At 60.9% G+C, this 12431-nt stretch carries 9 protein-coding genes; 8 read left to right on the forward strand and 1 reads right to left on the reverse strand.

All coding sequences use genetic code 11. From position 1 onward, the window contains the following. Positions 1–137 precede the first annotated feature (137 nt). Positions 138–1496 (reverse strand): signal recognition particle protein, encoded by a 1359-nt coding sequence (gene ffh / locus AC1DS5_RS23440; RefSeq protein WP_477720655.1) that lies wholly within the window; start codon positions 1494–1496, stop codon positions 138–140. A gap of 78 nt (positions 1497–1574) precedes the next feature. On the opposite strand from ffh, the gene AC1DS5_RS23445 reads away from it, so the two are divergent. The 8 genes from AC1DS5_RS23445 (at position 1575) to AC1DS5_RS23480 (ending at position 11791) form a co-directional block, all read left to right on the forward strand. Continuing rightward, positions 1575–2375, forward strand: a complete 801-nt coding sequence (locus tag AC1DS5_RS23445) for a cytochrome C assembly family protein (protein ID WP_477720656.1) — start codon at positions 1575–1577, stop codon at positions 2373–2375. After that, positions 2372–2617 (forward strand): PP0621 family protein, encoded by a 246-nt coding sequence (locus AC1DS5_RS23450; RefSeq protein WP_477720657.1) that lies wholly within the window; start codon positions 2372–2374, stop codon positions 2615–2617. Before AC1DS5_RS23445 ends, AC1DS5_RS23450 begins: the two co-directional genes overlap by 4 nt. Further along, positions 2618–4333: a sensor histidine kinase gene (locus AC1DS5_RS23455; protein WP_477720658.1), complete on the forward strand. Its 1716-nt coding sequence runs from the start codon at positions 2618–2620 to the stop codon at positions 4331–4333. A 22-nt stretch (positions 4334–4355) separates the two neighbouring features. Next, the gene (locus AC1DS5_RS23460; RefSeq protein WP_477720659.1) at positions 4356–5795 is read left to right on the forward strand and encodes a sigma-54-dependent transcriptional regulator; all 1440 of its coding nucleotides are present in this window, start codon (positions 4356–4358) and stop codon (positions 5793–5795) included. Continuing rightward, positions 5782–6387, forward strand: coding sequence for a 1,6-anhydro-N-acetylmuramyl-L-alanine amidase AmpD (gene ampD, locus AC1DS5_RS23465; protein WP_477720660.1), 606 nt, complete (start codon positions 5782–5784; stop codon positions 6385–6387). Before AC1DS5_RS23460 ends, ampD begins: the two co-directional genes overlap by 14 nt. Positions 6388–6862: 475 nt before the next feature. Then, on the forward strand, positions 6863–9772 hold the full coding sequence (locus tag AC1DS5_RS23470; RefSeq protein WP_477720661.1) for a ribonucleoside-diphosphate reductase subunit alpha: 2910 nt from the start codon (positions 6863–6865) through the stop codon (positions 9770–9772). Positions 9773–9918: 146 nt separating this feature from the next. After that, positions 9919–11139: a ribonucleotide-diphosphate reductase subunit beta gene (locus tag AC1DS5_RS23475; RefSeq protein WP_477720662.1), complete on the forward strand. Its 1221-nt coding sequence runs from the start codon at positions 9919–9921 to the stop codon at positions 11137–11139. Positions 11140–11341: 202 nt separating this feature from the next. After that, positions 11342–11791, forward strand: coding sequence for a histone H1-like DNA-binding protein (locus tag AC1DS5_RS23480; RefSeq protein ID WP_477720663.1), 450 nt, complete (start codon positions 11342–11344; stop codon positions 11789–11791). Positions 11792–12431: the final 640 nt, after the last annotated feature.

The following is a 12431-nucleotide window of genomic DNA, read 5'->3' on the forward strand; positions in this document are numbered from 1 at the left end:
CTTCAACCGGCTTTTTTTGTGGGCAGATGGCCCCGATTCCATTTCTAATTCAATGCGAGAGTAGGCGCGCCGTCGCAGACAGTGCTACGGCACGGCAAGGCGGCGCAACGACCTATCGCTTTGAAGTAGAAATGGAATCAGAACTTCGGCATGCCTTTCATGCCGCCCATGCGCTTCATCATCTTCATCATGCCGCTGCCCTTCATCTTTTTCATCATGCCCTGCATCTGCTCAAACTCGTTGAGCAGGCGGTTGACTTCCTGAACCTGCACACCCGAGCCGGCCGCGATGCGGCGCTTGCGGGTGGCCTTGATGAGCTCGGGCTTGCGGCGCTCCAGCGGGGTCATGCTCTGGATGATGCCTTCCTTGCGCTTGATGTCTTTTTCGGCCTTGTCCATGTCGACCTGGCCGGCCTTGGCCGCCATCTGCGCCGGCAGCTTCTCGAGCAGGCTGGACAGGCCGCCCATGTTCTTCATCTGCTGGAGCTGGCTTAGAAAATCGTTGAGGTCAAAGCCGTCGCCCGACTTGATCTTGGCGGCGAGCTTTTGCGCTGCGGCCACATCAACGCCTGCCGCGACCTGCTCGACCAGGGCGACAATGTCGCCCATGCCCAGGATGCGGCCGGCATGCCGCTCGGCATCAAACACCTCCAGGCCGTCGATTTTTTCACTGGTGCCGGAGAACTTGATCGGTGCACCGGTGATCTGCCGCACGCTCAGTGCCGCACCGCCGCGCGAGTCGCCGTCAGTCTTGGTCAGGATGATGCCGGTCAGCGGCAACGCCTCCTTGAAGGCCTTGGCCGTGTTGACCGCGTCCTGTCCCTGCATGGCATCGACGACGAACAGCGTTTCAACCGGGTTGAGTACGGCGTGCAGCTCCCTGATTTCCTTCATCAGGGCTTCATCAATGGCCAGGCGGCCGGCGGTGTCGACGAGCAGCACGTCAAAGAAATGCCTGCGTGCGTAGTCGATCGCGGCTTTGGCAATGTCGACGGGCTTCTGGTCGGGCGTGCTCGGAAACCATTCCGCACCGGCCTGCGCCGTCACGGTCTTGAGCTGCTCAATGGCAGCAGGCCGGTAGACGTCACCCGACACCGTCAGGACTTTTTTCTTGCGCTTTTCAATCAGGTGCTTGGCCAGCTTGGCCGTAGTGGTGGTCTTGCCCGCGCCCTGCAGGCCGGCCATCAGGATCACCGCGGGTGGTTGCGCCGCCAGGTTGATGTCGCTGACGCCCTCGCCCATGGTCGCCGCCAATTCGCGGTTGACGATGCCCACCAGAGCCTGGCCGGGAGAAAGCGAACCCATCACCTCCTGGCCGAGGGCCTTGTCCTTGACGCGGGCGATGAAGTCGCGCACCACCGGCAGGGCCACGTCGGCTTCGAGCAGCGCCATGCGCACCTCGCGCAGCATGTCCTGCACGTTGGATTCGGTGATGCGGGCCTGGCCTCGCATTTCCTTGACGAGGCGGGAGAGTTTGTCGGTAAGGGCTGAGGCCATGAGCAGGCTCCACAAACATGGAGCAATTAGGAAAGGAAAGAGGAGAGGAAAGAAAGCACTACGGGCTAAACTGTAGCCATGATTTTAGCTTTCAGTGCGTGGTGGGGTCTTGGGGCGGCAGTGGGCGCCGCTTTAGCCTACGCAACCCTGGCGCTGGCCACCCCTCGCCTGAGCCCGGCCACCATCCGCGGAATTTTGCTGGCGGCATGGCTGCTGCACGCGTTGGCACTGGCCAACGGGCTGCTTGGAGAGCCGCCGCGTTTTGGCTTTGCGCCCGCCCTTTCCATGACCGTCTGGCTGGTGCTGACCGTCTACGCGATTGAAAGCAGCCTGTTTCCGCAGCTCCAGGCCCATTGGGCACTGGCGGGGCTGGGCAGCGCCGCAGTCATTTTGACGCTGCTCTTTCCGGGCACCAGCTACCACCGGATCGCCTCGCCCTGGCTGCCGCTGCACTGGGCGCTGGGCATTGCCTCCTATGGGCTGTTTGCCGCGGCGGTGGTGCATGGCTGGCTGATGACGCGCTCGGAGCGGTCCATCCGGCAGGCCGCGCAAACCGATGCCGGCGTGCCGCTGCTCACACTGGAGCGCCTCACCTTTCGCTTCGTGGAAGCAGGTTTCGTGCTGCTGTCAGCGACCCTGCTGGTGGGCTGGCTGTTTGCCGAAACGCTTTACGGCCCGGGCCTGGTCCGGATGTGGAACCACAAAACGATTTTTTCCGTGCTGTCCTGGCTGACCTTTGCGGGGCTGCTGGCCGGGCGTGCCCGCCTCGGCTGGCGCGGCCGCAAGGCGGTGCACGTGTTGTACCTGGGCGCGGGCCTGCTGCTGCTGGGCTATGCGGGTTCGAGCTTTGTGCTTGAAGTCATCCTGAGGCGTGCATGAAATACCTGCTGGTCGCGGCTCTTGTGCTGGTGGTTTTCTGGCTCTGGCGCCACAACCGGCAGGCCGAAAGAGATGAAGCCGCCGCGGCTCGTCCGCCCAGCCCGCCGCGCCCGGCCACCGAGGTCACGGAGATGGTGGCCTGCGAGGTTTGCCACGTGCATCTTCCCCGGTCCGAAGCCCTGATCGGATCCAGGGGCGGCATCTACTGCAGCGATGCGCATCGCCGTCAGGCCGGAGGCTAGATGACCACGCCATCCCAGTGGTTTGAGACGGCGGAAAAGATCCCCGGAGCCTGGGAGACTGAACCCGAACTCGGTTCGTTCGGGCGCCTCTGGCGCGTTTTCATGACGGCGCGCGTCGCGACTGCCGGCGTGCTGGTGGTCCTGCAAGCCGTCATCCATGCCTTGGGCAGCAGCAGCAATCGCTGGCCCGTCGCCGTGTGCATTGCCTACTTGTGTGCGACGCTGGCCGTACGGCTCTGGGCCCGGCCACGGCCACCGGGCCGCACGTTTGACGCACACTGGCTGGCCACCATCGGGGTGGACGTGATCACCTTCTCCCTGCTGGAATTCCTGCAATCGGGCGGCATCAATTACGCCCCGCTGTTTGCCCTGCCGGTGCTTCTGTCGTCGATTCTCGGGCCGATTTTGCTGGCTTTTGGCACGGCTGCCAGCGTCACGCTTTTGTTGCTCGCCGATGCCTGGTGGACTTCCCTGCAGACGTTGGGGGATTTCAACGCGCGCTTTCTCCAGGCCGGCCTGAGCGGCTCGGGATTCTTCCTGGTGGCACTGCTGGCCAACCAGCTGGCGCTGCGGTTGGCGCGGGAGGAACAACGGGCCAAGGCCAGCCAGTCTGCGGCCCGCATGCAGACCCAGGTCAATGAACTGGTCATTGAAGCATTGGCCGATGGCGTGCTGGTGGTTGACGTCAATGGCGTTGTGCGTTCTGCGAACCCGGCTTCCAGGCGCTTGCTGTTCATGCGCAAGGCCATCCGCAACGCGCCCTTCATGCTGGCCACGGAAAACGCCTGGCAACCGCTGGCCGACCTGATGCATCACACCTTCCTGACGCAGTCCCCCCAGGAAGCGGACATCCGGCTTGAATACCCGGCACGCAACACAAGGCGGCTGCATGTGCGCACGCGCCTGGCGGCCTCGCAGAACGGCACGCACGAAAACCTCTGCGTGATGTTTCTCGAGGACCTGCGCGAAATGGAAGCGCGTGTGCGCACCGAAAAAATGGCCGCCATGGGGCGCATGTCTGCCGCGGTGGCCCACGAAATCAGGAACCCGCTCGCCGCCATTTCACAGGCCAACGCCCTGCTTGAGGAAGACCTGCAAGATGCCGGCCACCGGCAACTCACCGCCATGGTCAGGCAAAACGCCCAGCGCCTGGCCAAAATTGTCGATGAGGTCCTGAACATCTCGCGGGCTCAGGAGCAGGCACCGGCGCCGCAGACGACTTCGCTGATGCTGGATGACACCGTCGTTCACATCGCCACCGATTGGGCCAGACAGACCGGGGCATCACCGCGCCTGCGCCTGACCATGGGAGCGGCCCAGGCCGCGGTCCGGTTCGAGGCCGAGCATCTGCGGCGCCTGATGGTCAACCTGCTGGATAACGCCCTGCGTTATGCCAGCACCTCCGCGCATTCGATGGAAGTGGTCACCCGGGTGATGGCGGGAGGCGAGGTCCGGCTGGCGGTATGGAGTGATGGCCAACCGCTGGAGGCGACGGTCGAGACCCATTTATTCGAACCTTTTTTCTCCTCCGAAAGCCGCTCCAGCGGGCTGGGCCTCTACATTTGCCGGGAGTTGTGTGAGCGTTACGGCGCCCTGATTGGCTATCAGCGGGTCGCGCGTGATGCCGCCGAAGGCAATGAGTTTTTTGTCATCTTCAAGCCGGCGCCACAATCACCGGGCAACTCCCAGCTTTCTTTTGACACAATGCCTGCCTGAGACCCTACGCATACCCCTACGCATGCAACTACCCTCCACCACACCAGCCCATATTCTTGTCGTCGACGATGAGCCGGATCTGCGCACCCTGTATGAGCTGACGCTGCTTCGCGAAGGCTATCGGGTGGAAGCGGCCGGCGATTTATTGCAGGCGCGCGAGCAGCTTGAGAGCAAGCGCTTCGATGCGGTTATCACCGACATGCGCCTGCCCGATGGGCTGGGGCTGGAGCTGCTGCGTGAGCTGGTGGCCCAGCAGCGCGCGGAACGCTGCGTGATCATCACAGCGCACGGCTCCGCCGAAAATGCGGTGGAAGCCCTCAAGGCCGGCGCGTTCGACTATCTCACCAAACCCGTTGACCTGAAGCAGTTCCGCAACGTCGTGGCATCAGCCATCCAGGGCACGCAGAATCTGGCGCGGCCAGCCGCTGGCGATACCAGGCCTGGCGAACTGAGCCCGGGACCGACCGTTGCCACCTCAGCCAAATCGGACAAATCAGATAAGCCGTCAGCCATCCTGCAAAAGCTGGTCGGCGAATCGGCCGTGATGCGGGCGGTCAAGTCGCGCATTGTCAAGGTAGCCGGCAGCATGGCACCGGTCCTGATACAGGGCGAGTCGGGCACGGGCAAAGAGCTGGTGGCGCGCGCGGTGCATGCCTGCAGCCACCGCGCCACCGGCCCTTTTGTGGCGGTCAACTGCGGCGCCATTCCGGAAAACCTGCTCGAAGCAGAGTTTTTTGGCGCGCGCAAAGGCGCCTACACCGGCTCGACCCAGGACCGGCAAGGCTACTTTCAGGCCGCCAAGGGGGGAACCCTGTTTCTCGATGAGATCGGCGACCTGCCGCTGGCCATGCAGTCAAAGCTGCTGCGTGCGATCCAGGAGCGCTCGGTGCGGCCGCTGGGCTCGCCGCAGGAAGACACTGTCGATGTCCGCATCGTCAGCGCCACGCACAAGGACCTGGGCGCGCAAGTTCAGGCAGGCGCCTTCCGGCAGGATCTGTATTACCGGCTCAACGTGATCGAAATCGGTGTGCCGCCGCTGCGCGAGCGGCGCGAAGACCTGCCGGCACTTTGCCAGGCCCTGCTGTCAAGAATCTGCAAGGAGTCGGGGCTCGCCGTGCCTGAGCTCACCGGCGCGGTGATGGAGCAGCTGCGCTCGCATCCCTTTGACGGTAATGTCAGGGAACTGGAAAATATCCTGCACCGCGCGGTGGCACTTGGCGAAGGCAACGACCTGCATTTCGAGGCGCCCCCCCAGGATTTCGTGGCGGTTCCGGAAAATCTGCAGGCGTTTCTCGACCAGCAGGAGAAAAACATCCTCTCCAAGGTGTTGCAGGAGACCGGGTTTAACCGCACCGCTGCCGCCTCCAAACTGGGGCTGAGCCTGCGCCAGATCCGCTACCGGATTGCCCGCCTGAACATCGAGACACCCGGCGGCGATGACACATCCGATGAACCTGCCTGAACCCGACGGCACGCCGGCTGTCAGCGCGGCCTTGTGGCGGGATGGCTGGTATCGCTTCGCACGCACGCTGGCGTCACCGAATTTCGGCCCGCGTCCGTGCGGCGCACACATTGACCTGATCGTCATTCACTCCATCAGCCTGCCACCCGGCGAGTTTGGCAACGGCAACGTGCAGCGCCTCTTTACCAATCAGCTCGACTGGGAAGCACACCCTTACTTCCAGGGCATTCGGGGCCTGCAGGTGTCGTCGCACTTTTTCATCACCCGCACCGGTGCGTTGTGGCAATTTGTCGGCTGCGACGACCGTGCATGGCATGCCGGCGAGTCCCATTACCGGGGACGCGGCAACTGCAACGACGACTCGATTGGCATTGAACTGGAAGGGCTGGAGGGCAGCACCTTTGAAGCGCGCCAGTACGAGACCCTGGCGGGACTGTGTGCAGCGCTGCTTCAGGCCTATCCCATTGCCCACATTGCCGGGCACGAGCACATCGCGGCCGGACGCAAGCAGGACCCCGGCCCGGGTTTTGACTGGCCCTTGTTGCAACGCTCACTGGCCGCACCCGATAGGTATTTTCCCGCAATCGACTGAACTGATGCGGAGTCGGCAGCCCACCGATGGGCATGCATCGAATGGCTAAAAAATTAATGGCATTTTTACCCACCGAGCATTTGTCGGCCTTGACAGAAGGAAGTCTGCGCAAAAGCCCGTCGGCACTTCGTTTGTCTCGCCAAAGCCTGATCTGACAAGGCTTTCACGGCTATTCGCCACACCCATCCGGCGCCATCCGGCACGCAAAAAACAGCGTGAAAAAGGCCTCAGGACGCAAAAGCGAATTCAGTCGGCGATACACTACCGGTAGTGGCTTGTATTCCACTTGGACCCTAGGTATAGTGTCTTAGCCCTGATTCAGTTTGATGTAATTCGGGCGGATCAGGACGAGGAATATCACGAGGGATATCGCCAAGAAATCAGCTTGCGGATCTGACCAGCCTTCAGCGAACCAGTATCACCCTGAACACCACATCAAACCCAGTCACAAAACAAACAAAGCAAAGAGGAAGTCATGCAAACAGCACAACACGCAGTGCCCAATACGCCAGTTAGTCTGACCGGCAATCCGGTCAACAACGACAGCAACGCGCCAACCAACCCACTCGCCCATTACCAGATCATTCGCCGCAATGGTTCCGTGGTGCCGTTCGAGCCCAACAAGATTGCCGTGGCCATGATGAAAGCCTTCCTGGCCGTGCATGGCACGCAGGGAGCCGCTTCGGCCAGTGTCCGCGAAACCGTCGACGGCCTGACCCAGGCCGTCATTCGGGCCCTGATGCGCTCACGCCCCGGCGGCGGGACCTTTCATATTGAGGATGTACAGGACCAGGTCGAGCTGGGCCTGATGCGCGGAGGCCACCACGAAATTGCCCGCGCCTACGTGCTGTACCGCGAAAAGCGCAGCCAGGAACGCGCCCGCCAGCCGCAGACCCCGGCGCCCGAAGCCCCCATGCTGCATGTGACGGACAGGGGCCAGCGGGTCGCGCTAGACGTGCGCAATTTGCAGGCCCTGATTGAAGCGTCCTGCGCCAACCTGGGCGCCGATGTCAAACCTGACCCGATTGTTGCCGAGACCATGCGCAACCTCTACGACGGGGTGCCCATCGACGAGGTCTACAAGGCGTCCATCCTCGCGGCCCGCACCCTGATCGAAAAAGACCCTGACTACACCTACGCCACTGCACGCCTGCTGATGCACACCATCCGCCGGGAAGTCCTGGGCGAAGAAGTCAGCCAGGAAGAAATGCACACCCGCTATGCAGAGTATTTCCCGAAGTTCATCGCCAAAGGCGTGCAGAACGAACTGCTTGACGAAAAACTGCAGCAGTTTGACCTGGCCCGGCTGGGCGCGGCGCTCAAACCGGAGCGCGACCTGAAGTTTGACTACCTCGGCCTGCAGACCCTGTTTGACCGCTATTTCCTGCATGTGCGCAAACAGCGCATCGAACTGCCGCAGGCGTTCTTCATGCGCGTAGCAATGGGCCTGTCGCTCAACGAAATCGACCGCGAAGCGCGCGCCATCGAGTTTTACGAAATCCTTTCGTCGTTCGATTTCATGTCGAGCACGCCCACCCTGTTCAATGCCGGCACCCTGCGTTCGCAGCTGTCGTCCTGCTACCTCACCACGGTGGCCGATGACCTGGGCGGCATTTACGACGCCATCAAGGAAAACGCCCTGCTCTCCAAGTTTGCCGGCGGACTGGGCAACGACTGGACGCCCGTGCGCGCCCTGGGCGCCCACATCAAGGGCACCAACGGCGAGTCCCAGGGCGTCGTGCCTTTCCTGAAAGTCGTCAACGACACGGCTGTCGCGGTCAACCAGGGCGGCAAGCGCAAGGGCGCGGTCTGCGCCTACCTGGAGACCTGGCACCTGGATATTGAAGAGTTCCTGGAACTGCGCAAAAACACCGGCGACGACCGCCGGCGCACGCATGACATGAACACAGCCAACTGGATTCCCGACCTCTTCATGCGCCGCGTGATGGAAAAGGGCACCTGGACGCTGTTCTCGCCATCGGACACACCCGACCTGCACGACAAGTTCGGCAAAGAGTTCGAAAAAATTTATACCGCCTACGAAGCCAGGGCCGAACGCGGCGAGATCAAGCCTGCCCGCAAGCTGCAGGCCACCGACATGTGGCGCAAGATGCTGTCGATGCTGTTCGAAACCGGCCATCCCTGGATCACTTTCAAGGACGCCTGCAATGTGCGCTCCCCGCAGCAGCATGCCGGCGTGGTGCACTCCTCCAACCTGTGCACCGAGATCACGCTCAATACCAGCGACACCGAAACCGCAGTCTGCAACCTCGGCTCCGTCAACCTGGTCCAGCACCTGAAGGACGGCGCGATTGACCATGACAAGCTGAAAAAGACCATCACCACGGCCATGCGCATGCTGGACAACGTGATCGACATCAACTACTACGCGGTCAAGAAAGCACGCGACTCCAACATGCGCCACCGCCCTGTGGGCCTGGGGATCATGGGCTTCCAGGACTGCCTGTACGAACTGCGCGTGCCCTACGCCTCCCAGGAAGCGGTCGAGTTTGCCGACAAGTCCATGGAGGCGGTCTGCTACCACGCCTACTGGGCTTCTACCGAGCTGGCCAAGGAGCGCGGCAAGTACGCCAGCTACAAGGGATCGCTCTGGGACAAAGGCATCCTGCCGCTCGACACGCTGGACATGCTGGCCGAGGAGCGCGGTGGTTATGTGGAAGTCGACCGTTCCGCCACCCTGGACTGGGAGGCCCTGCGCCAAAAGATTGCGCGGGACGGCATGCGCAACTCCAACTGCGTCGCCATTGCCCCGACGGCCACCATCTCCAACATCATCGGGGTGGACGCCTGCATCGAACCCTGCTTTGGCAACCTCTCGGTCAAGTCCAACCTGTCCGGCGAGTTCACCGTCATCAACCACTACCTGGTGCGTGACCTGAAGCGACTCGGCCTGTGGGACGACGTGATGGTTGTCGACCTCAAGCACTTCGATGGCTCGCTTCGCCCGGTTGACCGGGTGCCGCAGGAAATCAAGGCGCTTTACGCCACCGCATTTGAAGTGGAAACGTCGTGGATTGTTGAAGCCGCAGCCCGCCGCCAGAAATGGATTGACCAGGCGCAGTCGCTCAATATCTACATGGCGGGAGCCTCGGGCAAAAAGCTCGATGACACCTACAAGCTGGCCTGGTTGCGCGGATTGAAAACCACCTACTACCTGCGCACCATGGGTGCCACCCACGCCGAGAAATCAACTGTGAAGGCCGGCAAGATGAACTCGGTTTCCTCGGGCTCCGAAGCATCAGGCGGCGGCAAGAGCGCGCTTGAGATGGCAGCCGCTGCAGCGCAAGTGCAGATGAATGCATCGCCTGCAACCGACATCAAGTTCTGCGCGATCGACGACCCCGGTTGCGAAGCCTGCCAATAAAAAACATCGAGTCGTGCGGTGAAATTCTCCGCACGATTTGATGGTGTGATTCGATGTAATTGAGCAACACTAATTTACAGCGATGTGAATGAACACTTTTCATTTTGTATCGCTGCTTTCATAATCCCAAAGTATTGGAAACCTTTATGTTGACCTGGGACGAAGAAGTCAAACCATCGCTGCAAAAACCTCATGCCAGCGGCTCGACCGACAGCCGCTCGATGGAACTTCCGCCTCTTTCTTCTGATGAGCCTCAAGCCCAGGTGCGCATGCTGCACGATGGCGCTTACGCTCCGGCTGCGCCAGCGGCTCAAGCTGCAACTGCGGTGAGCAGCACACCTCCAACCGCGCTGCGCGTCAAGGCTTCGGACAAACGCATCATCAACGGCCAGACCGACGTCAATCAGCTGGTGCCGTTCAAATACAAATGGGCCTGGGAGAAGTACCTCGCGACCTGTGCCAACCACTGGATGCCGCAGGAAGTCAACATGACGCGTGACATTGCCCTGTGGAAAGACCCGAACGGCTTGACCGAAGACGAGCGCCGCCTGGTCAAGCGCAACCTGGGTTTCTTTGTCACGGCCGACTCACTGGCCGCCAACAACATCGTGCTGGGCACCTACCGCCACATCACGGCGCCCGAGTGCCGCCAGTTCCTGCTGCGCCAGGCCTTCGAGGAAGCCATTCACACCCACGCCTACCAGTACATCACCGAGTCACTGGGCCTGGACGAGGCTGAAATCTTCAATGCCTACAACGAAGTGCAATCCATCAAGGACAAGGATCAGTTCCTGATCCCGTTCATTGAAGTCATTTCCGACCCCCACTTCAAGACCGGCACCACCGAGGCTGACCAAACGCTGCTCAAGTCCCTGATCGTGTTTGCCTGCCTGATGGAAGGCCTGTTCTTCTATGTCGGCTTCACACAGATTCTGGCGCTGGGCCGCCAGAACAAGATGACGGGTGCGGCCGAGCAATACCAGTACATCCTGCGCGACGAGTCCATGCACTGCAATTTCGGCATCGACCTGATCAACCAGCTCAAGCTCGAAAACCCCCACCTCTGGACCGCGGACTTCAAGGCCGAGATCAAGGCCCTGTTCCTCAAGGCCGTGGAGCTGGAGTACCGCTATGCCGAAGACACCATGCCCCGCGGCGTGCTCGGACTCAATGCCTCCATGTTCAAGGGCTACCTGCGCTACATCGCCAATCGCCGTGCCACGCAAATCGGACTTGAAACTCTCTTCCCCAACGAGGAGAATCCGTTTCCATGGATGAGCGAAATGATCGACCTGAAAAAAGAACGCAATTTCTTTGAGACCCGTGTGATCGAGTACCAGTCAGGCGGTGCCCTGTCGTGGGATTGATCCCGGATTGAATGATGCAAGACACGTAAAAAAATAATGATTTCTAGAATTGCAATGACCAATGACGCTGCCGCAGAGTACGCGTTGGGCTTTGCTCCTGTGTTCGCGGCGCTGGGCCGGTTATCCGAAGACCCAACGCCGTGAATCGCTTCACGTACTCCAGACGTGAAGTGCTCTTTGCAATGTGATCAAGGAGAAAACTATGGCAACTGCGAAAAAACCTGCGGCTAAAAAAGCTGCTCCGAAGAAAGCGCCGGCTAAAAAAGTAGCGGCAAAAAAAGCACCTGCTAAGAAAGTAGCAGCCAAAAAAGCTCCGGCCAAAAAAGCGCCAGCGAAAAAAGTAGCGGCCAAAAAGCCGGCTGCGAAAAAAGCGCCAGCGAAAAAGGCCCCAGCGAAGAAAGTAGCGGCCAAAAAGCCGGCTGCGAAAAAAGCTGCTGCGAAAAAGCCTGCTGCCAAGAAGGTAGCGAAAAAGGTAGCCAAGAAGCCCGCAGCGAAAAAACCCGCCGCCAAGAAAGCAGCGAAAAAACCCGCTGCGAAGAAAGCCGCGAAGAAACCTGCTGCCAAAGCACCCGCTGTAGCGGCTGCCCCTGCGGCTCAGACGACTCTGAACCCGCAAGCTGCCTGGCCGTTTCCAACCGCCAGCAAGCCCTAAGCAGTAAGGTATTTCTGCTCAAAGCCCGATGTCGCAAGATATCGGGCTTTTTTAATGCCCCTTTTTTAATGCCCATTACCTGCCTGCGGCTGCAGGCGCCGCCGGTAGATGGCAAAGCCCATCAGGCAGCGGTCAATTGGCGGGTTCATCGCCCGGGGGGCTCCGCAAACCGCTCCACGCTGGTGCGAGGAGAGACTTCGAGGCGCCAACAATCACGGGCGAGTGTCGCCGCGGCACGCCGGGCCGCCTCGGGCGACCTGGTGGCAGCCATTCCGCCATCCTGCAATTCCACCCTGGCAAAGCTGGTGGACCTGGCAGATAAGGCAGCCGATCGATGCGATGCCTTCATGAGCCTGGAAGATCCGCTAAGACCCGTTAAGGCCCGTTAAGACGAATGGCACTTACTTTGGCAGGTTGGCCTTCGGCGACGTGCGTAAGTGCTTGAAAGCAAAGGGAGATGGCTGACCAAAGGGTCGATAGGATGGTTGTTTACGAAGCACCCAAACCATCTTCCCAAAGGCCAGCCACCATGGATCGTAATGCCCAAAGCGTCTTGCATCAACGTTGCAGCAGCATTGGACGCCGGGCGAGATCGACCCAGGCGGTGGAATTCTTCAACGTTCTGACGAGTCCGGAGTTG

This window comes from Polaromonas sp. P4_H1, from assembly GCF_056400945.1.

Excerpts from the sequence above, each read along its gene's own strand:
- AC1DS5_RS23470 (WP_477720661.1), top strand. The coding sequence starts at position 6,863 with ATGCAAACAGCACAACACGCAGTGCCCAATACGCCAGTTAGTCTGACC.
- AC1DS5_RS23480 (WP_477720663.1), top strand. The coding sequence starts at position 11,342 with ATGGCAACTGCGAAAAAACCTGCGGCTAAAAAAGCTGCTCCGAAGAAA.
- AC1DS5_RS23460 (WP_477720659.1), top strand. The coding sequence starts at position 4,356 with ATGCAACTACCCTCCACCACACCAGCCCATATTCTTGTCGTCGACGAT.
- ampD (WP_477720660.1), top strand. The coding sequence starts at position 5,782 with ATGAACCTGCCTGAACCCGACGGCACGCCGGCTGTCAGCGCGGCCTTG.
- ffh (WP_477720655.1), bottom strand. The coding sequence starts at position 1,496 with ATGGCCTCAGCCCTTACCGACAAACTCTCCCGCCTCGTCAAGGAAATG.
- AC1DS5_RS23445 (WP_477720656.1), top strand. The coding sequence starts at position 1,575 with ATGATTTTAGCTTTCAGTGCGTGGTGGGGTCTTGGGGCGGCAGTGGGC.
- AC1DS5_RS23455 (WP_477720658.1), top strand. The coding sequence starts at position 2,618 with ATGACCACGCCATCCCAGTGGTTTGAGACGGCGGAAAAGATCCCCGGA.
- AC1DS5_RS23475 (WP_477720662.1), top strand. The coding sequence starts at position 9,919 with ATGTTGACCTGGGACGAAGAAGTCAAACCATCGCTGCAAAAACCTCAT.
- AC1DS5_RS23450 (WP_477720657.1), top strand. The coding sequence starts at position 2,372 with ATGAAATACCTGCTGGTCGCGGCTCTTGTGCTGGTGGTTTTCTGGCTC.